21 protein-coding genes are annotated in these 22,218 nt (G+C 48.5%); 9 read left to right on the top strand and 12 right to left on the bottom strand.

The window, feature by feature from the left end; genetic code table 11:
* Positions 1 to 10: 10 nt before the first annotated feature.
* From MCG46_RS13585 to MCG46_RS13560, 6 genes are all read right to left on the bottom strand, one after another.
* Complete coding sequence (locus tag MCG46_RS13585; protein WP_240280464.1) at positions 11 to 1,540, bottom strand: glycoside hydrolase family 1 protein; 1,530 nt, start codon at positions 1,538 to 1,540, stop codon at positions 11 to 13.
* Between the two features lie 57 nt (positions 1,541 to 1,597).
* Positions 1,598 to 2,896 carry a PTS sugar transporter subunit IIC gene (locus tag MCG46_RS13580; protein ID WP_240280463.1) on the bottom strand — a complete coding sequence of 433 codons (1,299 nt, stop codon included), beginning with the start codon at positions 2,894 to 2,896 and terminating at the stop codon, positions 1,598 to 1,600.
* A gap of 32 nt (positions 2,897 to 2,928) precedes the next feature.
* Positions 2,929 to 3,231, bottom strand: a complete 303-nt coding sequence (locus MCG46_RS13575) for a PTS sugar transporter subunit IIB (protein ID WP_240280462.1) — start codon at positions 3,229 to 3,231, stop codon at positions 2,929 to 2,931.
* 34 nt (positions 3,232 to 3,265) lie between these two features.
* Positions 3,266 to 3,577 (bottom strand): PTS lactose/cellobiose transporter subunit IIA, encoded by a 312-nt coding sequence (locus MCG46_RS13570; protein ID WP_240280461.1) that lies wholly within the window; start codon positions 3,575 to 3,577, stop codon positions 3,266 to 3,268.
* A 156-nt stretch (positions 3,578 to 3,733) separates the two neighbouring features.
* Entirely contained in the window at positions 3,734 to 5,644 is a 1,911-nt protein-coding gene (locus MCG46_RS13565; RefSeq protein ID WP_240280460.1) for a BglG family transcription antiterminator, read from the bottom strand.
* 275 nt (positions 5,645 to 5,919) lie between these two features.
* Positions 5,920 to 6,225, bottom strand: coding sequence for a hypothetical protein (locus MCG46_RS13560; RefSeq protein WP_240280459.1), 306 nt, complete (start codon positions 6,223 to 6,225; stop codon positions 5,920 to 5,922).
* Between the two features lie 284 nt (positions 6,226 to 6,509).
* Between MCG46_RS13560 and MCG46_RS13555 the strand changes: the two genes are divergently transcribed.
* The 6 genes from MCG46_RS13555 (at position 6,510) to MCG46_RS13530 (ending at position 12,935) form a co-directional block, all read left to right on the top strand.
* Positions 6,510 to 7,517: an asparaginase gene (locus MCG46_RS13555; RefSeq protein WP_240280458.1), complete on the top strand. Its 1,008-nt coding sequence runs from the start codon at positions 6,510 to 6,512 to the stop codon at positions 7,515 to 7,517.
* A gap of 186 nt (positions 7,518 to 7,703) precedes the next feature.
* Positions 7,704 to 8,717, top strand: a complete 1,014-nt coding sequence (add, locus tag MCG46_RS13550) for an adenosine deaminase (RefSeq protein WP_240280457.1) — start codon at positions 7,704 to 7,706, stop codon at positions 8,715 to 8,717.
* A gap of 175 nt (positions 8,718 to 8,892) precedes the next feature.
* Entirely contained in the window at positions 8,893 to 9,336 is a 444-nt protein-coding gene (locus MCG46_RS13545) for a MarR family winged helix-turn-helix transcriptional regulator (RefSeq protein WP_020224247.1), read from the top strand.
* Positions 9,333 to 10,703 carry an MATE family efflux transporter gene (locus MCG46_RS13540; RefSeq protein ID WP_240280456.1) on the top strand — a complete coding sequence of 457 codons (1,371 nt, stop codon included), beginning with the start codon at positions 9,333 to 9,335 and terminating at the stop codon, positions 10,701 to 10,703. Before MCG46_RS13545 ends, MCG46_RS13540 begins: the two co-directional genes overlap by 4 nt.
* 230 nt (positions 10,704 to 10,933) lie before the next feature.
* Complete coding sequence (locus MCG46_RS13535) at positions 10,934 to 12,442, top strand: MATE family efflux transporter (protein ID WP_240280455.1); 1,509 nt, start codon at positions 10,934 to 10,936, stop codon at positions 12,440 to 12,442.
* Entirely contained in the window at positions 12,342 to 12,935 is a 594-nt protein-coding gene (locus MCG46_RS13530) for an AAA family ATPase (RefSeq protein ID WP_240280454.1), read from the top strand. The genes MCG46_RS13535 and MCG46_RS13530 overlap by 101 nt, the downstream gene beginning before the upstream one ends.
* Before the next feature lie 203 nt (positions 12,936 to 13,138).
* On the opposite strand, the gene MCG46_RS19510 is transcribed toward MCG46_RS13530, so the two are convergent.
* The 3 genes from MCG46_RS19510 to MCG46_RS13520 are packed head-to-tail and all read right to left on the bottom strand — an operon-like array spanning position 13,139 to position 17,758.
* Positions 13,139 to 14,410 carry a 2-hydroxyacyl-CoA dehydratase gene (locus tag MCG46_RS19510; protein WP_275890979.1) on the bottom strand — a complete coding sequence of 424 codons (1,272 nt, stop codon included), beginning with the start codon at positions 14,408 to 14,410 and terminating at the stop codon, positions 13,139 to 13,141.
* Positions 14,403 to 17,309, bottom strand: coding sequence for an acyl-CoA dehydratase activase (locus tag MCG46_RS13525; RefSeq protein ID WP_275890978.1), 2,907 nt, complete (start codon positions 17,307 to 17,309; stop codon positions 14,403 to 14,405). The genes MCG46_RS19510 and MCG46_RS13525 overlap by 8 nt, the downstream gene beginning before the upstream one ends.
* Positions 17,300 to 17,758, bottom strand: a complete 459-nt coding sequence (locus tag MCG46_RS13520) for a MarR family winged helix-turn-helix transcriptional regulator (protein ID WP_020224241.1) — start codon at positions 17,756 to 17,758, stop codon at positions 17,300 to 17,302. The genes MCG46_RS13525 and MCG46_RS13520 overlap by 10 nt, the downstream gene beginning before the upstream one ends.
* 173 nt (positions 17,759 to 17,931) lie before the next feature.
* On the opposite strand from MCG46_RS13520, the gene MCG46_RS13515 reads away from it, so the two are divergent.
* Positions 17,932 to 18,531, top strand: coding sequence for a DUF1349 domain-containing protein (locus tag MCG46_RS13515; protein WP_240280453.1), 600 nt, complete (start codon positions 17,932 to 17,934; stop codon positions 18,529 to 18,531).
* A complete protein-coding gene (pepT, locus tag MCG46_RS13510) occupies positions 18,528 to 19,748 on the top strand; it encodes a peptidase T (protein ID WP_240280452.1) in 1,221 nt (406 codons plus the stop codon). Before MCG46_RS13515 ends, pepT begins: the two co-directional genes overlap by 4 nt.
* Before the next feature lie 225 nt (positions 19,749 to 19,973).
* Here the strand turns inward: pepT and MCG46_RS13505 are convergent, their stop codons facing one another.
* From MCG46_RS13505 to MCG46_RS13495, 3 genes are all read right to left on the bottom strand, one after another.
* Positions 19,974 to 20,456, bottom strand: coding sequence for a GNAT family N-acetyltransferase (locus MCG46_RS13505; RefSeq protein WP_240280451.1), 483 nt, complete (start codon positions 20,454 to 20,456; stop codon positions 19,974 to 19,976).
* A gap of 100 nt (positions 20,457 to 20,556) precedes the next feature.
* A complete protein-coding gene (locus MCG46_RS13500; RefSeq protein ID WP_240280450.1) occupies positions 20,557 to 20,901 on the bottom strand; it encodes a hypothetical protein in 345 nt (114 codons plus the stop codon).
* A 3-nt stretch (positions 20,902 to 20,904) separates the two neighbouring features.
* The gene (locus MCG46_RS13495; RefSeq protein ID WP_240280449.1) at positions 20,905 to 21,348 is read right to left on the bottom strand and encodes a hypothetical protein; all 444 of its coding nucleotides are present in this window, start codon (positions 21,346 to 21,348) and stop codon (positions 20,905 to 20,907) included.
* A 180-nt stretch (positions 21,349 to 21,528) separates the two neighbouring features.
* On the opposite strand from MCG46_RS13495, the gene MCG46_RS13490 reads away from it, so the two are divergent.
* Positions 21,529 to 22,215 (top strand): response regulator transcription factor, encoded by a 687-nt coding sequence (locus tag MCG46_RS13490; RefSeq protein ID WP_240280448.1) that lies wholly within the window; start codon positions 21,529 to 21,531, stop codon positions 22,213 to 22,215.
* Positions 22,216 to 22,218: the final 3 nt, after the last annotated feature.

Here is a 22,218-nt window from a genome sequence, read left to right as displayed (position 1 = left end):
TGAAGAAGGGTTATAACTCTTCCCCGTTGGTTTCTATCACCCGTTTGTAATAGGCGAAGGAATCTTTTTCATAACGGTTCAGCGTACCTTGACCCGCGTCATCGACATCGACGTAAATGAAACCGTAGCGTTTTGAGATCTGCCCAGTTGAGCAGCTGATCAAGTCGATGCAGCCCCAAGGTGTATAGCCGAATACCTGGACACCATCCTCAACGATCGCAGCTTTGATCGCCTGAATGTGCTCGCGCAGATATTCGATGCGGTAGGGATCATGAATCGTGTGATCAGGGTTGAATACGTCTGCTGCGCCCAAACCGTTTTCCGCAATGAACAGCGGTTTGTGATAGCGGTCGTAAAATAAGTTGAGGGTATAGCGCAGCCCTAACGGATCAATCTGCCAGCCCCATTCGCTCTTTTTTAAATGCGGATTGAAGATAAAGCTGCCCATGTTGCCGGCAGTCCGCTGCATCGATTCATCCTGAGCCGCAGCCACGCTGGTCTGGTAATAGCTGAAGGCCATGAAGTCGCAGCAGCCTTCCTTCAGAAGCTCAGTATCACCAGGCTGGATGGGTAGTGCAATGCCCTCTTGGTTTAACTGGATGAGCTTGTATTCTGGGATGAAACCGCGCATCTGGACATCGGGATAATAGGTGTCGCGCTGGTGGTTCTGCTTTAACGCGGCGAGATTGTCCTCTGGCCTGCAGCTGTAAGGATAGGCAGGGGAAACGCCGATCATGCAGCCCATCTGAAACTGCGGATAGTGCTGGTGCGCATAACGGACAACTTCCGCACTGGCCAACAGCTGATGATAGCTGGCGGTTTCGATCAGGCGGCGATCCTTTGAGAAGACTCCGGCATTGATAAAGCCGCTGTGGACGACGGAGTTCAGTTCGTTGAAGGTCAGCCAGTATTTCACTTTATGCTGGTAACGATCAAAGACCGTCTTCACGTATTTCGTATAACACGCAATGACGCGCCGATCCGCGAAGCCGTTATATTTTAAGGTCAGCGCCAGCGGCATTTCATAATGCGAAAGTGTGACGATTGGTTCGATGCCGTATTTCAGGCATTCATCAAAAAGGCTGTCATAGAACCGCAGGCCCGTTTCGTTAGGCGTGTCTTCCTCACCGGTAGGATAAATCCGAGTCCATGCGATGGACATCCGATAACATTTGAAGCCCATTTTGGCAAAGAGTGCCAGATCCTCCTTATATCGGTGATAGTGGTCGATCGCTTGATGATTCGGATAATATTCATCCTCCAAAATGACCGGAATTCCGGTTTCGGGATAAGTGTTCATCTTAAACGCGATCGCCGCGCCGGTCTGATGATCGCTGCGGTAGGTAACGCCGCGCATTTTCGCAATGTGTTTTTTCATTGATTCTGGTACACCGGGCACTTCTGCCGTATATTTAGCTAGGCCGCCGCAGGTCAGAACATCGGCGATGCTGATGCCTTTTCCATCCTCATTCCAAGCCCCTTCACATTGATTGGCAGCCGTGGCGCCGCCCCATAAAAAATCTTTAGGAAATCCTGTCATGTTGATTTGCCTCCATTTCTTTTTAAAAAGGATGCGGCTGGGCATCCTTGGATGAAACTATTGTGCGGTTTCGCTGGTTTCGATTTCTTTTTGTTCTTCTTTGACTGCCGCTTTCTCTGCGATTTTGAAGAACGGTAAGAAGATGGCAACTGATACCGCGACAAGTATTAAACCCCAAATTAAACCGGAAATGGAATTGGTGGCCATCCAGAAATAGATTGGCGTCGGAATGACATTGGACAAGGCAACGCCGGTCAAAGGCGCGACTAAGCCCATACGCATGACCATTGATGTCAGCATGACGCAGATTCCCGGACACAGGACGCACGGCAGCGCCATAATCGGGTTTAAAATAATCGGGAAGCCAAACATCACCGGTTCTGTAATATTGAAAATCGAAGTGGCGATGGAAAGCTGGCCCAAACTTTTGTATTGCTTTGCTTTGGAGAACAACAACAGAATCGTTAATCCCAGAATGCCGACGTTGGTAATTGGTGTCAGCATCGCCCATTCCAGATAAGGAGCGGCTTCTCCAGCGGCAAAGGCAGCCATGTTGGCTTGAATAGCGGCGGAACGGATGGAACCTAAAGTAGCATAGGTCAGCATATCGCCATGAATGCCGAACATCCACAACAGCTTGCCGGACATCAGATATAAGGCGGCTCCAACTGGATTGGCGCCAATTCCCATCAGCGGTTTCTGCAGCATCGTGTAAATAAAGCTCTGCATCGTGCTGTACGGTGTCTGCGCAAACCCCATGCGCAGAGCCATAAACAAGATGAAGACGATACCCGCTGGAATCATTGTTTCAAACATGCCGGCAACTGAAGGCGGAATCGAATCCGGCATTTTGATCTTGATATTTTTCTGCAGCAGGAAGACATATAAACGGGCGCCGATCAGACCGCAGAGCATCGCGACAAAGATTCCCTGCGAACCCAACGGACTTAAAGAAAGCACATTGCTGGCAAGGCCGGTGACAGTTTCGCCGGCTTCGTTCACCAGACTCACTGGGGCTTCAAACGGAGTGACGATCATAAACGAACCAAAGGCGACCATGGCAGCCGGCAGCGGCCGCTGACCAAACGATTTTGCCGTTTCATAACCGACACACAGAACAACCATGACGGCATAAAGGTTGGAAACCATATTGATCGGAATTGAAAGAACATTGCCGAAGCCGCTGGTGGTTAGGAAAGTCTGCCAGGGACCAATCGGAATCGATTTGACTAGGGAAAAGAGCGATGCTCCGATGGAGAAAGCGGCGATGCCCATAAAGGCGTTCATAATAATTTTTACATAACGCAGCTGGGCAAATTTCATGACTTTCTCCGTAATTTTATCCAGTTTACTCATTGTAAATTCTCCTCTTCATTGTAAGTCAGGCGTTAATCGCCCATTAGTTTTCTTGCGGCCGCTAAAACTTTAGCTCCGTCCAACCGACCATAAGCGACCATGTCGATCACTTCAACCGGCAGGTTTGGGCATTGCTTTCTGACGTTTTCCAGTTCATAGCGAACCTGCGGCCCGATTAAAATGCAGTCGGCAGTTTCCGCCGCGGATTTTGCCTGACTGACGGAAGTGGCGCTGATTGTGCATTCATAGCTGGATGCTTTCGCGGCCGAGCGCATTTTATTCATCAACATGCCCGTTGACATCCCCTGGGCACAGAGCAGGACGATATTTTTCATATTTGTTTATCCTCACTTTTCATATCATTTCATTTCAAGCGGCAGCCCGGATCATTTCGATCATTTCCACCGCCATGTCTTTGACCGTCATCGCGTTCATCACGTGATCCTGCGCATGGATCATCAATAAGGAAATGGGAACCGGGCTGCCATTGGTTTCGGCAAAGATCAGACCGGTCTGGCACTGATGGGCTTCCACCATTTTTTTATCGCACTCAATCATCAGCCTGTCCGCTTCTTCAAAGTTTTTGGCGCGTGCAGTGCGGATCGCCTGAATCGCCAGGCTGCGGGCGTCCCCGGCCGCAGTGATCAGCTGCATGATTGTCAGTTCAATTTCATTTGCCATTTCTTTGGCTCCTTTCTTCACCATGGATATCGGATTTCATCTTTTCTGCAGCAAAGTCTGAAATCGGACACCATGTTGATAAATTCAGTCTAGCATTGCTTTTTTGATAACTCCAACCGGAATGTTTCCGGGGAGACTGCGGAAATATTTGTGATATCAGTGCCGCCAAGCTTCTTTTAAACAGTCCATCAGACAGGCAAAAGTCCGGCAGCGGATCGTTTTTTCCACTAAGTCGACATTGGAAAGATAATTGGTAATCGTGCGGTAAAAGGCTTCCGCATCCGGATCTTGTTCTGCCAGGGAGATCAAAAAGATGACCTGAACCTCGTAATGTCCCCAGAAAATCGGTTTTTCCAGAATGGCCGCCATGACAAACTTGCCGCTGCCTAAAATCCGGCAGGGATGGGGAATCGCCACCCAGTTTCCAAAATCGGTCTGACCCATTTCTTCCCGCTTCATGACCAGCTCATAGAAGTCGTCCGGTACGGATCGGCTGTGCGTGACAGCCTGACAAATTTCGGCCAATGCCTGTTCTTTGGTTTCCGCCTGAACACAAGGGAGAAACAAGCGGCTGTCAAAGTAGCGGTTAAGAAAACGATCATCGCCGTTTTCAAAGATGCGCTGATAGCTGTTGATTTCCTTATCACTCAGCAGCAGGGAAATCTCATAGACCGGTACGGGAAGGCTGATGTTCAGCGGCACGGTCGTAAAGACGAAGTCGACAGCCAGCCCCTTGAAGTCCAGCTCTTCCAAATCAAAGACAGTGGCTTCGATAATCCGGTTGATGTATTTGCCGAAGGCCTGCTTATAATTGTATAAGAACAGCTGGGAGGTTCCCCGTCCAGAGACGCAGACCACAACAATGTTGTAGCGGCGGACAGGCCGGTCGCGTTGTTCCATGGCTAAAGCGAACAAGACGGCCAGATACGCGATTTCATCCTCCGGCACTTCCTTTCCATAATGATCAATGAGCGCTGTACAGCCGCAGACGGCTACGGTATAAGCAAAGGCATACTGCTGCTGGATCTGTTTGAGGATCGGATTTTTCAGCGGGATGTTGTAGCGCATCCGGATGTCGAGGGGCACCATGTGCTGATTGAGCGATACGCGCAGCTCCAAATTATCTCGGAAATCAAGAAGCATGCCTTCATAAACCGCGTTGAGCATCTTTAAAACGAGTTCGTCAATCTGGGCGCTGATGACAAGATTGCTGCCGTATTTTCCCTGGGAATCGGAGCTGGCTTTGCCGCTGATATGCAGTGCAATGTAATATTGTTCATCTTCCGTATAAACAATATCAAATTGTTTTTGAAGTGCCGTGCAGACCGCCTGGGCGGTTGTTAGAATTTTATCGCCGACTAACTGCCGCATTTCAGTTCGGGCATTTTCACTGTAGATCATCGGCTGACCGCTCTGAATGCGCTGATTGGCAATCACAATGTGAACGATCAAATTCTCAAACGAAGTTTCAGAAATTCGAATATGATGGTTACGGAAAATCTGACTGAGGATTTCAAAGATGATCTGACCCTCGGCTTTCTGCAGCGGATTGGTGATGAAGCTCATATTATTTTTATATACGCAGTTTGCAAGACAAAGCCTGCGATTGAATTCATCACCCTCAACCCGGATTCCATAGTTGGGTCGGCGGTTAATTGTCAAATGGTAGAGATGAAGGATTGATTCTACCTGTTTGAGATCAGCACTTAACGTATTTCGGGAAACATAAATTTTCTGTGTGAGGTCTTCCAGTTTCACGTAAGCCGGATGATCTAACAGATATTCCAGCAGAAAATCAACCCGTTGGGAAAAGGTTGACGGAATCGGCGTCTGTGGGGCTTCCGCCAGCCATTGATTTAAAGCCGACGGATCAAGAATGGTAATTTGATAGCCCGTACCAGGTTTGGCAATGAGCTGCGCCCCGTGTTCTTTCAGTTCATCCGCCAATCGTTTCAGCCGGGATCGCACGGTTTTTTCACTGAGATGAACCGCCGCTGCCAGTTGAACAGAAGTGATGGGCTGATCGGTTTTTAAAAGCACAAATAATTGTTTCAATTCCGGCTCCATTGGATCCCCTCTTTTCTTGATATAGAACTTTCAATTTTAAAATAACATTCTTTGCAGGAAAACTCCAACCAATATCCATGAAAAGTGATTCCGGTAAAAACTGTGCAGCGCAAAGAATCAGTGCTTATCAGACTCATTACGGGATGATTCCGACTGAAGCTGAATGTCGGAATCGTTGAGGAAAGAGACCGGAAGCAAAATAAAAAAAATGACAACCGCAAGCAAGTCGTCATTTCCCAGGGAATGATTCTTATCTCTGACACCGAAAAAAGATATCAAAAAAACTGATAAGCCAGAATCAAGTTGATCACAAGCGGCAGTGCCGCAAAAAGATAAGGCAGCAGTGGTGCAGGATCATTTTCTTGATGGTCGTCACGCAGATTACGCATGGAATGAAAAGCGGAATGATAGATATCCAAAGAAATATGGCTTGCCCCGGCATAAGCGAAAACAATCAAAGCCAGACCGATCAGCCACAGGATGTCCATTCGTTTGTGGAAGCCCCACAACAAAACAATTTGAATAAGCAGGCAGGCAATAAAATAAATTCCTCCAAGAAGTCCTTTTTGTTTCCGATTCATAAGGGATCTCCTTTCTTTCCTTATTTTTTATCTGGTATTGACCCCGCCGATGTGCCGGGTTCGGCTCTATCTCTATTATAACGGATAGGGAACATATTGGGATAAGTTTTCCAATATTTTTGTTCAATGGGTAAGAAAAAGCGAATCTATGGGATGAAGTTGATAATAGAACGGATCCAAGTTAAAATAAGGTTAAGTAACAATAAAGCTGGAAAGATACGCAATATTCAAAAAGCTTGAAAATAAAAAACATCCCGTCCAAACAGACGGCAGGGGAGGAACCAATGAAGAGAATCGCATGGCTGACAACAGGCGGAACAATTGCCTGTGCTCAACAGGATGAAGGCTTGACACCGCAGCTGGACGCTGGCGGACTGCGTCGGCTGTTAGGGAATTTGATCGACCAATATGAAATCAAAACCTGGGATTTGTTTACGCTGGACAGTTCCAATATTCAGCCGGAGGAGTGGCAGCGGATTGCTGAAAAAGTAGCGGAGCTGATCGCAGAGGGCTGGGCGGAAGGCGTGATCCTAACCCATGGTACAGATACGATGGCATACACCGCTTCGGCATTGAGCTTCATGTTGGAAAATGTACCGCTTCCCGTTGTGCTGACCGGCTCGCAGTTACCGCTGACGGATCCGCTGAGCGATGGATTAGAAAATATCCGAACCGCACTGGCGATGGCGGCGAGCGGCCACCCCGGTGTTTTTGTAGCCTTTAACCGTCAGATCTTATTGGGAACACGGGCAGTCAAGGTCAGGACAACTAATTTTCAGGCTTTTGAAAGTGTCAATGTGAAACCGGTCGGCTGGATTGACAGCCGTGGGTTAAATATCCGGGAAGGATTGCTGCCTAAGGTGGATGGACCTTTTCAGCTGCGCAGCCAGCTGTGCAAGGAGGTTGTTCTGATTAAATTGATCCCTGGCATGAATCCGCGGTTATTTGATGCGCTGATCCAGATGCAGTGCGCCGGTGTGGTGATCGAAGCCTTTGGGATCGGCGGTTTGTCATTTATCCGCAGAGATTTAACGGCGAAGCTCCAGCAGATGACACAGGCGGGCATCACGGTTGTTGTCTGCAGTCAATGCCTGTATGAACAAAGTGATTTCAGCGTTTATGAAGTCGGACAGAAAGCGCTGCGTTATGGCGTGCTGGAAGGCAAGGATATGACCAGTGAAGCCGCGGTAACGAAACTGATGTGGGTGTTGGGGCAAAGTCAGGATCCGAAGCAGATCCGCGCACTGTTTGAAACCAATCGGATTCATGAACGGAATGAGAGTTTTGATTGACAAAGCAGATGGAACAGCGTAACCTTTATTTCAATAAAGCCGGGCTTTTTTCCTTATTCATTTGAATTTTAGTTTCGTTGGATCCGCTGTTGTGAACAGGGAAAAATTGAACAGAATGAAATAAGGAGAAAGCTTTGGGATTGATGGATCAATGACAATTAAAATACAGAGAATGGAGGTTTTATGATGGAATATTCATTTCCGAAAATTGATCTGCACGTTCATTTAGACGGCTCATTGCCGTTAAAGTTGGCCTATGCTTTGGCTCAGGATCGTCAGCTGATTGATTCTGCCTGTACCCTGGAACAATTCCGCAGTCAGATCGTCGTCAGCCGCGACAACAATAGCCTGAATGAATTCTTGGCGCGTTTTGAGCTGCCGATTGCGATTCTGCAGGATGAGGAAGCACTGGTGCTCTGTACGCGGGAGCTAGTGAAAACATTGGCTTTGCAGGGTGTGGAATATGCGGAATTGCGGTTTGCGCCGCAGTTTCATACGCAGAAAGGTCTGACGCAGCATCAGGCTGTCAAAGCAGTCATCAAAGGAATGCGGATCGCGATGTGCGAACATCCGCAGATCAAGGTCGGTCTGATCTTGTGTTTGATGACGCTGGGTGAACCGTCGCTGAATCACGAAGCGAATCTGGAAACGGTCCAGACAGCTTATGAATTTAAAGGCAAAGGGGTTGTTGCCGTGGACTTGGCAGGGGCTGAGGGCATCACGCCGATGGAAGGCTATTCCGATTGCTTTAAAAAAGCGAAGGAATATGGAATTCCTTACACGATCCATGCAGGAGAAAGCGGTCCGGCGGCTTCAGTGAAGTCAGCCTTGGATTTGGGCGCCAGCCGGATTGGCCATGGCGGACATTGCCTGGAAGACAGTGCTGTGCTGCAGGAAGTGATCGAAAAGAAGATTCCGTTGGAGATGTGTCTGACGAGCAACGTCCAATGCCGCAACCAGCTTTCGTACAGCGATCATGCCTTGAAACCGTTGATGGAGCGCGGGGCGATCGTGACACTGAACACAGATAACATGACGATCAGCGATACGACATTGGATCAGGAATATGACAAGGCAGTGCGTTACTTGGGATTAACCCGCGAGGATCTGATTCATCTCAATCTCAACAGTGTCCGGGCGGCGTTTGCGGATAAGGAGATCAAGCAGCAGCTGACGCGGCGGCTGATGGAATGTTTGTAAGAGAATTTGAGATCAGGATCGAAGTTCAGATTATGAGCTTCGGTCTTTTTGTTTATCATCTTTGCTTTAGAAGTCATGGAATTTCATTTTCAGCTCTTTGAAATTTGACAAGGTTCGCAGTTCATTCTATAATTAGGAAGCTAACTATTAGGTGACTAATGAAAGGGACTTTGTTATGAATAAACCTTTTTGTATTTTATTTTCACGGGCTTATCGGGCGCAGACCTCACAGATCCGGCCGCGGATGGCAGAGGAAGGCATTTCGATGGGACAGCCGAAGATTCTGCATCTTTTAACCCGCAGTTCCCGGACACAGGTAGAACTGGCGAGAGCTTGCGATATCGAACCGGCGACTGTATCTAAAATTTTAGATTTAATGGAACAAGCCGGGATGATCGAGCGAATCCGCAGCGATAAGGACCGCCGCAGCATACAGGTTCAGATTACGGATTTTGGGATTCAGCAGCATAAAAAAATGAGCGATATCCATGATGAAGTGGAAAAGATCGCGCTGCAGGGGTTTACTGCGGAGGAGAAAGCCCAGTTTATCCAATATATCCAGCGCATGACAGAGAATCTGCGCGGTGAAAGTACCTCGGAAGGACGGGAATCCGCATGAGTGGGGAAGCGACGCTGACTCAGGTCGAGAAGATGACGACCCAGCCGATTCCTCGGCTGATTACAACGCTGGCCGTACCGACGATTATCAGTATGCTGATTACATCCATCTACAACATGGCGGATACATTTTTCGTTTCGCAGCTGGGAACCAGTGCGACCGGAGCGGTGGGAATTGTTTTTTCGCTGATGGCTCTGATTCAGGCTGTCGGATTTACCTTGGGCATCGGTTCAGGCAGTTTGATTTCCCGCCTGTTAGGCGCCCGCAAACATGATGAAGCTGAGAAGATCGCCAGTACCGGCTTTTTTGCGGCTATCGCTTTCGGTCTGGCATTGACGGTATTCGGATTGCTTTTTATTGATCCGCTGATGGCTTTGCTGGGGGCGACGCCGACAATTTTGCCGTATGCCCGCGACTATGCTCAGTATATTCTATTGGGTGCGGCTGTGATGTCGTCCTCCTTTGTGCTGAATAATGTTTTGCGTTCAGAGGGCAAGGCGACGTTAGCGATGATTGGCATTACAACCGGCGGTCTGCTCAATATCGTACTCGACCCGCTTTTCATCTTCGTCTTTGATTTGGGGATTGCCGGAGCGGCGATTGCAACGATCCTCAGCCAGATTGTCAGCTTTCTGATTTTATTATCCTGTTTTTTGATGCACAAGAGTTTGCTTCATCTCAGCTTCCGGAATATCTCCTGGAAGCTTCAGGACTTAACAGCGATTCTGAAAACCGGTCTGCCGTCGTTTTTTCGGCAGGGATTGGCCAGCATTGCAACGGTCATGCTGAATGTCAATGCAGCGGTATATGGCGATGCCGCGGTGGCCGCTATGTCCGTTGTTGGTAAAGTGTTTATGCTGATCCTGTCAGTATTGATCGGTTTTGGCCAAGGCTATCAGCCGGTGGTGGGCTTCAATTACGGGGCCAGCTGTTATCAGCGGGTAAAGCAGTCGTTTACCTTTACGGCTGTGGTCAGCTTTGTGATGATGGGCTTATTGGCCGTCGCGGGCTTTCTCTTTGCTCCGCAGGTGATTCAGCTGTTTACCAAGGCGGATACACAGGTGCTGGAAATCGGAACCTATGCGATGCGGGCTCAGTGTTTAGCGTTGTTTATTCAGCCGCTCGGTGTGATTTCCAACATGACGTTTCAGTCGATCGGCAAGCCGGCTGAAGCCACGTTCCTTTCCGCCTGCCGTCAAGGAGTATTCTTTTTGCCTTTGATCTGGATTCTTCCGCAGTTTTGGCAGCTGCGCGGCGTACAGCTGACTCAGCCGCTGGCGGATGTACTGACGTTTATCGTCTGCTTTCCTTTCCTGATTCGCTTTTTTAAAGAATTGAACCAGAAAATTAAAGCGCAGAAAGCGTGATGGCAGAAGCGAAACGATAGAAATAAAAAATTTGTATGACAAAAAAACTTTGAAATTTCTATTTTGAAGTGCTAAAATAACACCACAACGAGTCGCGAAAGGCGTAAGTCCAGTTGCCGGCTCGTTGTTTTTTTGTTTTATGAATAGAAGACTGAAAGAAACGTGTAGCCATGGAACGCTAAAATCCAGCAAAAGGCTGCCCGTTTTTTTATGTCGAAGGAGGAAATGAAATGGAAAATCGTTCTAACGCCTTTATGGAAACTGAAAGCATAGGGAAACTGATGACCCGATATGCTGTTCCCTGTGTGATCTCTTTGTTAGTCGCAGCGCTTTACAACATTGTTGATCAGATTTTTATCGCCAATGCCAGCTATCTGGGCTCTTATGGCAATGCTGCCAACACCGTCGTCTTTCCGCTGACCGTCGTAGCGCTGGCGCTGGCCGTGATGATAGGGGATGGCGGGTGTGCCTTTGTCAGCCTCAGCCTGGGACGCGGGAAAACGGAAGACGCTCACCGCACCGTTGGCAACGCGGTCGTGCTGAGTGTGATCGTCAGCTTGCTTCTGACCGTCGTTTACTTTGGATTCCAGGCTCCGATCCTGACGATGTTCGGCGGCCGGGTCAATGCAGAAACCTTTGCCTATGCTCAGGAATATTTTTTCTGGATTTGCTGGGGCGTACCGTTTTACATGTTTGGTCAGGCTATGAATCCGATAATCCGCAGCGACGGAAGTCCGAAATACGCAATGATATCTACATTAGCCGGAGCGCTGGTCAACTTGATTCTGGATCCGCTGTTTATTTTCGGCTTTCATTGGGGAATGCGGGGAGCCGCGATTGCGACGGTGATCGGTCAGGTGATCACTGCGGTGCTGGCAATCCTTTATTTAGGCAGGATGAAAGCGATCAGGCTGAATCGTTCAAGTTTTCATCTGAGCGGACGATTAATGCGGCAGTTTCTGCCGTTAGGCATCTGCAGTTTTCTGTCGCAGATATCACTTGTTGCGGCAATGGCTGCGATTAACAACATGATTCAGCGCTATGGAGCCTTGGATCCGATCTTCGGTCAGCCGCAGTATGCACAAATTCCAATGGCGGTCGTGGGGATTGTCATGAAGTTTTTTCAGATTGTAATTTCAATTTCTGTTGGAATGGCAGCTGGCTGTATTCCAATTGTGGGGTATAATAGAGGTGCGGGAAGACAGGACAGGGCCCGGACGATTCTGCTTCGGCTTTTGGCGGGACAGGTCGTGTTGGGAGCTTTAGCACTTGTGCTGGTCGAAGTTTTCCCTAAAACACTGATTTCTATCTTCGGCGCAGCCAGTGAAAGTGTTTATTATACGGAGTTTGCTTTGAAATCGTTTAGGATTTATCTGTGCATGATGGTGTTGGCCTGTGTGAACAAAGCAACGTTTATCTATCTTCAGGCCTTGGGAAAAGCGTTGATTTCTACTTTGCTGTCATTAATCCGGGAGCTGATCTTCGGCGTTGGTCTGGCACTGCTTCTGCCTGTTTTCTTTGGCTTGGATGGAATCCTGTATTCCATGCCGGTTTCGGATGTTCTGACTTTTATGATCTCAGCCGGCGTGATCGCCGTGACCTTAAATGCTTTAAAACCGAAAAAGGAGGAAATTGCAAATGACAAACAACAGAATTGTAACGATCAGCCGTCAGTTCGGCAGCGGGGGACGGACCGTAGGGAAACAGCTGGCAGCCCAGCTGGGGATTCCGTGTTATGATCAGGAGCTGATTGAAAAATTAGCGGAGGCGAGCGGATTTACGCCGGAAATGGTCGCGAAGCAGCAGGAAGCTTCGCCGTACAGCAGTCATTGGGCCTTTGCCTTATCAGAAAGTCAGTTTATGGGCACTTCGATCCAAGATCAGCTGTGGCAGCTGCAGCGTCAGATCATCCTGGATCTGGCGGAAAAGGAATCGTGCGTTATCGTCGGCCGGTGCGCGGATGTGATTCTAAAAGGCCATGCGGACTGCCTGACTGCTTTTATCCACGCGCAAAAGGACAAGCGAGCTAAACGGATTGTCGAGGTCTATGGTGAAACCGAGGTGGCGATTGACAAGCGGATTCGGGATAAGGATAAACGCCGGGCGGTTTACTATGAATTTTACACAGGACAAACCTGGGGGCTGGCGGAAAATTTCCATCTGGCTCTGGACAGCGGTGAGCTGGGAATCGATACCTGTGTCGCAATTTTGGCCGATTTATATCAGCGCTGAAATTCAGCGTTAAAACGCCGGACTCGGGAAATTTGCGATTTGCGGCGCTTGTCAACATGGAAAAAGAATTTTAAAGGAAGAGAAATCTCCGGGGTGTAGAACGGGGAAAGCTTTCTGAAAAAACGGAGAGTACCAAAGAAAAAACCAGAAGTGTGGCTTGCTTCTGGTCTCTAAACCGTGTTCTTGGACACGGATCAGTTCTTTTAAGCTGCCGATTCACCGGCGGCTTTTTTCATGTTTTCCCGGGCGATGGAAAGCATCAGTTTGATGCGGTTTTCCTGATTGACCTGAGTCGCACTCGGATCATAGTCAATCGCCACGATATTGCATTCCGGATCCTGTTCACGGATCTTGCGGATCATGCCTTTGCCGACGATGTGGTTAGGCAGACAGCCAAACGGCTGCGTGCAGATAATATTTTTAAAGCCGGACTTGCTCAGCTCCACCATTTCACCGGTCAGCAGCCAGCCCTCGCCCATCTTGGCGCCCAAACCGATAATCTTTTCGGCGCCTTCTTTCATTTCCGGGAAAGATCCGGGTACTTCGAAATCAGAATAGGTGCGGATCGCATCAATCGTCATCTTCTCCAGCTTCAGCACTAAGGAATAAACAAAGCCCATGAGCTGTTTTTTAGCCCATCCGCCGCCATAGAGCTTGACGTCTTCAACGCCGTTGTAAACGCAGTACAGCATGAAGCCCATCATGCCCGGAAGCTTAACTTCACATTCTTGCTCAGCAAGGAATTTTTCCAGGTTGTTGTTGCCCAGCGGTGAATACTTAATATAAATTTCCCCGACAATGCCGACCTTGACCAGATCTTTCTTTTCCCGCTCAATCGCGGCATAGGACATGACGATATCCCGCATGTTGCGCTTCATATCACCGATCGACAAGCCCTGCCGCCGGTCAAACTGCTTGCTCAGATCGTCAATCCAATGTTGACAAAGCTGATCGGCAGTACCATGATTTACTTCATAAGGCCGTACCTGGTTGCTTAAATCCATCAACAGATCACCGTAGACCAAGGCGCCCAGCATTTTCTGCAGCATCGACAGACTCAGCTTGAAGCCGGGTTGGGAATCCAGGCCGGACAGGTTTAATGATATGACCGGGACAAAGCCCAGATCCGCTTTTTTTAAAGCTTTGCGCAGCAGGTAAATATAGTTGCTCGCCCGACATCCGCCGCCGGTCTGGGTGATGATCAGAGCGGTTTTGTGAACATCGTATTTTCCACTTTTCAAGGCGTCGATCATCTGCCCGATGACTAACAGTGCCGGATAACACGTGTCATTGTGAACGTATTTCAGACCCTGTTCAACGACGGAAGCTCCGGTGTTTTCCAGCAGCTCCACGTTATACCGGCTGTGAACGAGAACATTGCGCAGCAGCTGAAAGTGAATCGGCGCCATCATCGGAATCAGAATCGTGTAGTCTTTCTGCATGTCTTTGGTAAACAGAACTTTATTGTCAGTCATGATTTTCTTCCTCCTGTTTCAAAGCGGCGAACAGGGAACGCAGACGGATTTTGACCGCGCCCAGGTTGGTGATTTCATCAATCTTGATCTGGGTGTAAATCTTGCCTTGAGCTTCAAGAATTTCCCGCACTTCATCGGTCGTAATCGCATCGACGCCGCAGCCGAAGGAAACCAACTGCACCAGATTCATCTTCTTTTGCTTTGCGACATACCGCGCCGCCGCATACAGCCGGGAATGATAAGTCCATTGATTCCAGACCCCTAATTCCTTCTTGCCGACTTCCTCGTTGATGACATCTTCACTGATCACTGCCGCGCCGTAGCTGGTGATCAGCTTGTCAATATCATGGGAAACTAAAGGATCCGCATGGTAGGGCCGACCAGCTAAAACGATGATTTCACGGTCGTCCAGCTGAGCCTGGGTGATGATTTCCTGACCTTTCTGACGAATGGTTTCCAGGTGCTGATCGTAAGCCTCATACGCTTTCTTGCTGGCCTTGATCACCTCGCGCAGGCCAAGCCGGAAATGCTGACTTAAGATTTTATGAATCTTAATCGGGAAGTCATTTTTGCGGTGAATACCAACATAATCGTAGATGAAATCGCATTCCGTTACCTGCTGCATGTTGGCGGCAATGACCTCTGGATAGTAGGCGACAACCGGACAGTTATAATTGTTGTCGGCGTTTTTCTCCCGCATGTTGTAGGTCATGCATGGATAGAAAATGGCCGGAATCTGCTGGTCAAGCAAGGTTTGAATCGCGGCGTGGACAAGCTTGGCTGGAAAGCAGATCGTATCGGAAGGAATCGAATTCTGCGCCTTCTGATATTTTTCCAGCGAAGCAAATCCGGAGGTCACGACCTCAAAGCCCAATTCAGTGAAGAAGGTGTACCAGAACGGAAGCAGTTCCATCATGTTCAGCGCCAAAGGCAGGCCGATTTTGCCGCGTGAACCCGGGATCGGCTGATATTGGCCCAATAGCTCGCGTTTTACGGCATAGATATTTAAATCCTGGGCGGTGCTTTTCTTGGTCACTGGCCGTTCGCAGCGGTTGCCGCCAATGTAGCGGCGGCCATCAGAGAACTGGTTGACAGTCAGCCGGCAATGGTTGTTGCACAGGCCGCATTGGACATAGCGGATCTCATTGTGGAATTCTTCCAGCTGTTTCAGCGTCAATAAGGAAGAACTGTCCGGGCAATGCCGCAGGGCATGCAGCGCACAGCCGTAAGCGCCCATCAGGCCGGCGATGTTGGGACGGATCACTTCGGTATCCAGCTCCTGCTCAAAGGCTCTTAACACCGCGTCATTGTAGAAGGTGCCACCCTGCGTGATGATATGCTTGCCTAAAGACCGCGCATCGGCAGTGCGGATGACTTTGTATAAGGCATTTTTAACAACGCTGATCGACAGTCCGGCTGAGATTTCATCAATCGTAGCGCCGTCTTTCTGCGCTTGTTTGACCGAAGAATTCATAAATACCGTACAGCGGCTGCCCAGATCGACCGGATGCTTGGCGAACAGGCCGAGCCGGGAGAAATCCTCAATGTCATAGCCCAACGCGTTGGCAAAGGTCTGCAGGAAACTGCCGCAGCCGCTCGAACAGGCTTCATTCAAGAAAATGTTGTCAATCGTCCCATTGTGAATCTTAAAGCATTTGATGTCCTGACCGCCAATGTCAATGATGAAATCAACATCCGGCATATATTTGCGGCTGGCAGTGAAATGCGCCATCGTTTCAACAATTCCCCAGTCAACGCCAAAGGCACTGCGGATCAGATCTTCTCCATAACCGGTAACGCAGCTGGAGACAATTTCCATCTGCGGATTTTTCTGAAACAGTTCGATCAACGCTTCCCGCACCAGCTGCAGCGCATTGCCCTGGTTCGGCTGATACATCGAATACAGAATTTCCTCCTGCTGGTTGATCAGCACCATCTTGACGGTTGTGCTGCCGGCGTCAATGCCTAAAGCACAGCGGCCAATGATTTCCTTGGGTTCATGAACCCTGACCTGATTGCGCTGATGCCGGTTGTAAAACTGCTGGTATTCCTCTTCGCTGGCAAACAACGGCGGCAGGGAGCGGACAAAGCTGGAACTGTCCATCGTCTGTAGCTGCTGGATCGCTTCGGCGAAGGAAACCGGCTGTTCTGCTAACATTGCGGTTCCGATCGCGACGTAGTAAAGACTGTTTTCCGGGCAGATGCCGGTGAGCTTCAGCGTCTTGTCAAAAGCAGAACGCAGTTCGCTGTTAAAGGTCAGTGGGCCGCCTAAATACACGACGGAACCTTCGATTTTCCGTCCCTGCGCCAGACCCTGAATCGTCTGATTGACGACGGCCTGATAAATGCTGGCCGCCAGATCTTCCTTATCCGCACCCTGATTGATCAGCGGCTGGATATCGGACTTGGCAAAGACGCCGCAGCGGGAAGCGATCGTATAGATTTTTTCCGCCTGTTTGGCCGCCTCATTCATTTCTTCCGCGCTCAGATTCAGCAGCGTGGCCATCTGATCGATAAACGCGCCCGTGCCGCCGGCGCAGGTACCATTCATCCGGACTTCCAAACCCCCGCTGAGAAACAGGATTTTCGCATCCTCCCCACCCAGTTCGATGATGCAGTCGACTTCGCTGAGGGTCTTGGTTGCGGCGATCCGCGTTGCATACACCTCCTGCACAAACGGCAGGCTGCATTTTTCCTGCAAGCCCATTGCAGCGGAGCCGGAAACCGCCAGCGCCATAGCCGGCTGATTGTATTTGGCGGATACCTTCTGCAGCACCTCGATCAGCTTTTCCGTAATCTGACAGCTGTGGCGCTGGTAATCCTGATCAATACAACGTCCTTCATCGTCCAGGACGACATATTTGATCGTTGTGGATCCAATATCTATTCCTAATCGCATGCTTTGTCCCCCTGATTCTGTTTCATCATGACAGCGTTTAATAACCGCAGTCCCTCCATTATCTTATCCAGATTTTCGGGATCGGTGTATTCCAGCCGCTGCCGGATCATTTCATTGACACTTTCCTGAACCTGGTGGATCAGCTCGTGGCTTTTCATCGTGTTGATTAAGATGACGCTGCGCTGATCCTCCGGATCCCGGTTGCGCTTTAAAAAACCGCTCTTTTCCAGTCGTTGAGCAATCAGGCAGAGATTGCTTGTGGTCATGCCCAGCCGCTGTGCAAGCAGACTGACCGTAACCGGACCATGGCGTTCAATCTCAGAAAGAACAATCGCCTGAGGCCGTGTGAGTCCGTAAGGCGAGTAAAATTGATTCAGCACATGGTTCATGTGATTGTTCACACTCCGTACAAGATTCATCAGTTCATTCTCATCCGCTTCATAGATCATGGCTAGTCTCCAATCCTTAATTATTTAATAATTAATGCATTAAATATTAACCATTTAAATAAAAAAGTCAATTGTCATGCCTGAATTTTGTTTTCTTTTCATCTTATTTTCACTTTCAAAATTCTATTCTTCGGGGAATTTGATATAATAAAAGCAGGTGAGGAAGGCTAACTATGAAAAAGCGGCTGGATACTTCGTTGATGACTTGGATCAACCGCCCGGCGTTATGGACGACGGGTAAAAATCGAATTATCCTGAGTACGGAACCGGCGACAGATTTTTGGTTTAACCAATCGCGGCAGCTGGAAAAATTCAGCGGCCATGCGATCTTGCTGCCAATCCGCCAGGATTTTACATTAACGGTTACAATCCGCGCGCAGCTGCATGAAATTTATGATCAGCTGGGCCTCTTTGTCATGGGCGATCCTTCCAACTGGTGCAAGGCGGGAATTGAATATCGCGATGAACAGACGTCATCAATCTGTTCGACAGTTACTTACGGGGGATTTTCGGATTGGGCTGGGATGCCGATTTCCAGCGGCATCCATACGTTGACGCTACGGCTGCATCGATGGCAGAATGAATTCCGCATCGAATTTTCGTTTAACGGCCTGAAGTTCAAGTGGTTGCGGGAATTTGCACTGCCGCTGAACGAGGGCGTCGTCCAGGCCGGATTTTATGCCTGCAGCCCGGGTGATTCGTCGTTTGACGCTGAATTCTTTGATATGATGATTGAAAGCCTGCAATGGGAAGAAAAGAGGAATAAACTATGACCCCAGAAGAACGATTAATTCGCTATGCCAAAATCAATACGGTTTCGGATCCGGAAAGTCCGACAGTTCCCAGCTCTGCCTGTCAGCTGGATCTTTTAAAGGTGCTCAAAGCAGAGATGGAACAGATGGGCATTCAGGAAGTCCATGAAGACCGTGGTTATTTATACGGCAGGATTCCGTCCAATCTCGATTTTGAGGTACCGACAGTCGGTTTTATCGCGCACATGGATACGGCGCCGGATTTCTGCGGGGAAGGCGTCAATCCGCGGATTGTTTCCAACTACGATGGAAAGGATATCCAGCTCAACGATCAGATTACATTAAAGGTCAGCGATTTTCCGAACATGCAGCGGTATGTTGGACAGGATCTGATTGTTACAGACGGGAATACTTTATTGGGAGCTGATGACAAAGCGGGAATTGCGGATATTCTGACGATGGCGGAAACTTTATTGATCCACCCGGAGATCAAACATGGTGAAATTCGGATCGGGTTCACTCCGGATGAAGAAATCGGTCGGGGCGCTGATCAGTTTGATGTTGAGAATTTCCACGCGGATTTTGCGTTTACCGTTGACGGCGGGGAGATGGAAGCGATCAGTGATGAAACCTTCAATGCTGCCAGTGCAAAAGTTACGGTTCAGGGCTTTTCCATTCATCCAGGCAGCGCCAAACACAAAATGATCAACGCGCTGAATGTCGCAATGGAATTCCATGCGATGCTGCCGGTCTTTAACCGTCCTGAATATACCGAAGGAACAGAAGGCTTTAACCATCTGAACAACATGCAGGGCAATGTTGAACAGGCCGTTATGGAATATATCATCCGCAATCATGACAGCGCTCAGTTTGAGGCACAGATGGCGATGATGAAAGCGGCTGGGGAATATATGAATCAGAAGTACGGACAGCCGCTGGTTCAAGTTGAGATTAAGGAATCCTATCGCAACATGAAGGAAATTTTGAAAGATCAGGAATGGATTGTGGATCTGGCAAAGCAGGCGATCACTGAAGCAGGACTTCAGCCTTGGGTGGAAAAGGTTCGCGGCGGAACTGACGGAGCGCGATTGACATTTATGGGACTGCCGTGTCCGAATTTAGGAACCGGCGGCGCGAACTGTCATGGCCGTTATGAGGTCTGCAGCATTCAGGAGATGCACAAAGTGGTTGAAATTTTGTTAAACATCGTCAAAGCAACGGTCAATTTAAAGAAGTAAGAACGGATCGAAGCTGAACTTAATACTGAACTCGAAATCAGAAAAGTTCAGCTTTTTCTAATGAAAGATGGCTACCGAAAGTAGAATCCATTGAATAATATAATGAAATAAATAAAGGAAGCAGCCGTCGGATCCCCTGGGTGATCCGATCATGGGTTTGCTTCCTTTTTGCGTTCTTTTATCAATGTGGATTTCTTGTTATTGAAAGTCAATTCTGGCAGAAATTCAAAATCGTTTCTCCAGCAGAATAAAATCGATCCCATACATCAAAAAGCTTCCTTTTTCTTCAAAGCCGGTGTGGCGGTATAAGGATAAAGCCGGGATATTCGCACTGGCCGCCAACAACTGAATTCCATCCGCATGGCGCCGGCGTACTTCTTCGATTAAATTATGCAGCAAAAGTCTGCCATACCCCTGTCTCTGATACTTCGGATCAACGCCAAGCCGGCTTAATTCCAACGGCTGATGCAGCTCCGTACTGCGCGGCAGATCCTTCAGTTCTTCCGCTGAGGTAATCGCTCCTGCCGCGATGATTTCATTGCGTTCATTTTTCAGTGTCATTAATCCCTGCTGCGCATAATCCTGTTTCACAAACTCCAAAGTAGGATATTCGTCATCCCAACTGCCTCGGCTCGTATTGGCACAGCGTCGATAAAGCTGGTAAATCAGTTCAATTTCATCTTCTTGCGCGGATTGAAAAGTAATCAAATCAGAGTCCTCCTTGGATTCATTGATATTCACTTAGCTGCTGGATCAGACTGCAGCCCGTTTTGAAACAAACATCATAAGGCTGAAGGAGCATGGAAGCTTATGGCGTTAATCGACCGCAATATCGCTTTTTTTGAGCGGTAGCGGCATTATCCATTTCTGTCCAGCACAGCTTATCTTTTTCTATCTCCGGTTTGGTATAAACAAAGGCGTAGTATTGACTCAACTGCCAGGCTTGCGGCAGATCCTGCTGCTTCACAGCTTTTTCAATTGCTTTGGTAAGCTCATCGCCAAATTGACCGCCGCTGGCAAACCGTGTTTCCCATTGGTTAAGGACAGCGCTGCTGAAATGTCGGGATGGAATCTTGAAACTATAATTCAGTATCAGAACAGCGATCAGAAGCAAAATCAGAGAAATATTGAAAATCAGTCGTTTCTTATTCATCGTTTATTTCACCTCCTGCAGCTGTCCGTCGGAGTAGAGCCAGGTTTGATCCGCAGCGACCTTTAACTTGAAATGAGAAATGAGTTCCGGATCAACCAACCAGAGAAAATGCAGCTGATCGTTTTCGTGCAAAGTCAAAGACTGATTGGGCAGGATGACCTGAAATGCCTGATCGTTAACGGAGACAAGCAGACAGCTGCGTTCGCTGATGGCCTGAAATAAGGTCTGATCTTCAAAGGTATACGGCTGAAAAAGAATTTCAGTTTTTTCCTTCAGGCTATTCTGAATTTCCATCTGCCAGAAATGCATCGGCTTGATCGAGGAAGAAGCCGTCAGAATCTGACGGAGATTTCGGGTGAGAGGCAAAAAGATCAGCAGACTCAGCAGGACTGCGATCAAAAAAACTGAACATGGCCAGCTGCTTAAACCTTTCTTCCATTTTGACATGGGTTTCCCTTCTTTCATTAATCCGCGCTTTGTCAGCTTCGTTGTTATTTTAATTATAGTTGAATTTCGAGTCTACAACAATCGTCTTCCCGTCATTGTCATGAATTTGTCAGTTTCAATGTGACGAACTCGTCATGTGCAGACCGCAGAGATCGGTTATAATAAAACCAGGTGATAAAGATGAATAAAATATGCTGCGTAGAAGATGACAATGCGATTTTAACCGCGCTGCAATACACGCTGAGTCAGGAAGGCTATCAGGTCATGACAGCGATGACCAAAGCTCAGGGGTTGGAACTGATCGAACAGGAAAACTTTGATCTTGTCTTGTTGGATGTAACGCTGCCGGATGGCAGCGGTTATGAGATCTGCAAGCGGATGCGCGAAGATTCTCGCTTAAAAGAAATTCCGGTTATTTTTCTCACGGCCTGCGACGATGAAGTGAATATCGTGATGGGGCTGGATTTGGGAGCGGATGACTACATTACGAAACCCTTTCGGGTGCGCGAGCTGATTTCCCGTATGAACTCAGTTTTGCGCCGGTCTGGAAAAAAACAGGCAGAAACCACGATCAATTATCAGAATCTGAGTATCAATACCATCGCTGCCAGAGTATTTAAAAACAATCAGGAAATTTTCCTTACCGGAATGGAATATCGGCTGCTGCTGATCCTAGCTACCCACCGCAACCAGGTGATGACACGGGATCAGTTGTTTGAAGCGATTTGGGATTTAGGTGGGGAATATGTCAATGACAATACGCTGACGGTTTATATCAAACGGCTGCGGGAAAAACTGGAAGAGGATCCGACCCGCCCGCAGCTGATTCGGACGATTCGCGGATTAGGTTATAAGATGGGGGAGTAAACG

This window comes from Holdemania massiliensis (assembly GCF_022440805.1).
Lineage (GTDB): Bacteria > Bacillota_I > Bacilli_A > Erysipelotrichales > Erysipelotrichaceae > Holdemania > Holdemania massiliensis_A.
This window is presented reverse-complemented; position numbering and strand designations above follow the sequence as displayed.

What these genes read in the sequence shown, in the direction of transcription:
- MCG46_RS13520 (WP_020224241.1), bottom strand. Translation starts at nt 17,758, where the DNA reads ATGATCTATGAAGCGGATGAGAATGAACTGATGAATCTTGTACGGAGT.
- MCG46_RS13575 (WP_240280462.1), bottom strand. Translation starts at nt 3,231, where the DNA reads ATGAAAAATATCGTCCTGCTCTGTGCCCAGGGGATGTCAACGGGCATG.
- MCG46_RS13545 (WP_020224247.1), top strand. Translation starts at nt 8,893, where the DNA reads ATGAATAAACCTTTTTGTATTTTATTTTCACGGGCTTATCGGGCGCAG.
- MCG46_RS13535 (WP_240280455.1), top strand. Translation starts at nt 10,934, where the DNA reads ATGGAAAATCGTTCTAACGCCTTTATGGAAACTGAAAGCATAGGGAAA.
- MCG46_RS13495 (WP_240280449.1), bottom strand. Translation starts at nt 21,348, where the DNA reads ATGTCAAAATGGAAGAAAGGTTTAAGCAGCTGGCCATGTTCAGTTTTT.
- MCG46_RS13500 (WP_240280450.1), bottom strand. Translation starts at nt 20,901, where the DNA reads ATGAATAAGAAACGACTGATTTTCAATATTTCTCTGATTTTGCTTCTG.
- MCG46_RS13530 (WP_240280454.1), top strand. Translation starts at nt 12,342, where the DNA reads ATGACAAACAACAGAATTGTAACGATCAGCCGTCAGTTCGGCAGCGGG.
- MCG46_RS13565 (WP_240280460.1), bottom strand. Translation starts at nt 5,644, where the DNA reads ATGGAGCCGGAATTGAAACAATTATTTGTGCTTTTAAAAACCGATCAG.
- MCG46_RS13525 (WP_275890978.1), bottom strand. Translation starts at nt 17,309, where the DNA reads ATGCGATTAGGAATAGATATTGGATCCACAACGATCAAATATGTCGTC.
- MCG46_RS13560 (WP_240280459.1), bottom strand. Translation starts at nt 6,225, where the DNA reads ATGAATCGGAAACAAAAAGGACTTCTTGGAGGAATTTATTTTATTGCC.
- MCG46_RS13585 (WP_240280464.1), bottom strand. Translation starts at nt 1,540, where the DNA reads ATGACAGGATTTCCTAAAGATTTTTTATGGGGCGGCGCCACGGCTGCC.
- MCG46_RS19510 (WP_275890979.1), bottom strand. Translation starts at nt 14,410, where the DNA reads ATGACTGACAATAAAGTTCTGTTTACCAAAGACATGCAGAAAGACTAC.
- MCG46_RS13580 (WP_240280463.1), bottom strand. Translation starts at nt 2,896, where the DNA reads ATGAGTAAACTGGATAAAATTACGGAGAAAGTCATGAAATTTGCCCAG.
- add (WP_240280457.1), top strand. Translation starts at nt 7,704, where the DNA reads ATGGAATATTCATTTCCGAAAATTGATCTGCACGTTCATTTAGACGGC.
- MCG46_RS13490 (WP_240280448.1), top strand. Translation starts at nt 21,529, where the DNA reads ATGAATAAAATATGCTGCGTAGAAGATGACAATGCGATTTTAACCGCG.
- MCG46_RS13515 (WP_240280453.1), top strand. Translation starts at nt 17,932, where the DNA reads ATGAAAAAGCGGCTGGATACTTCGTTGATGACTTGGATCAACCGCCCG.
- MCG46_RS13540 (WP_240280456.1), top strand. Translation starts at nt 9,333, where the DNA reads ATGAGTGGGGAAGCGACGCTGACTCAGGTCGAGAAGATGACGACCCAG.
- pepT (WP_240280452.1), top strand. Translation starts at nt 18,528, where the DNA reads ATGACCCCAGAAGAACGATTAATTCGCTATGCCAAAATCAATACGGTT.
- MCG46_RS13570 (WP_240280461.1), bottom strand. Translation starts at nt 3,577, where the DNA reads ATGGCAAATGAAATTGAACTGACAATCATGCAGCTGATCACTGCGGCC.
- MCG46_RS13555 (WP_240280458.1), top strand. Translation starts at nt 6,510, where the DNA reads ATGAAGAGAATCGCATGGCTGACAACAGGCGGAACAATTGCCTGTGCT.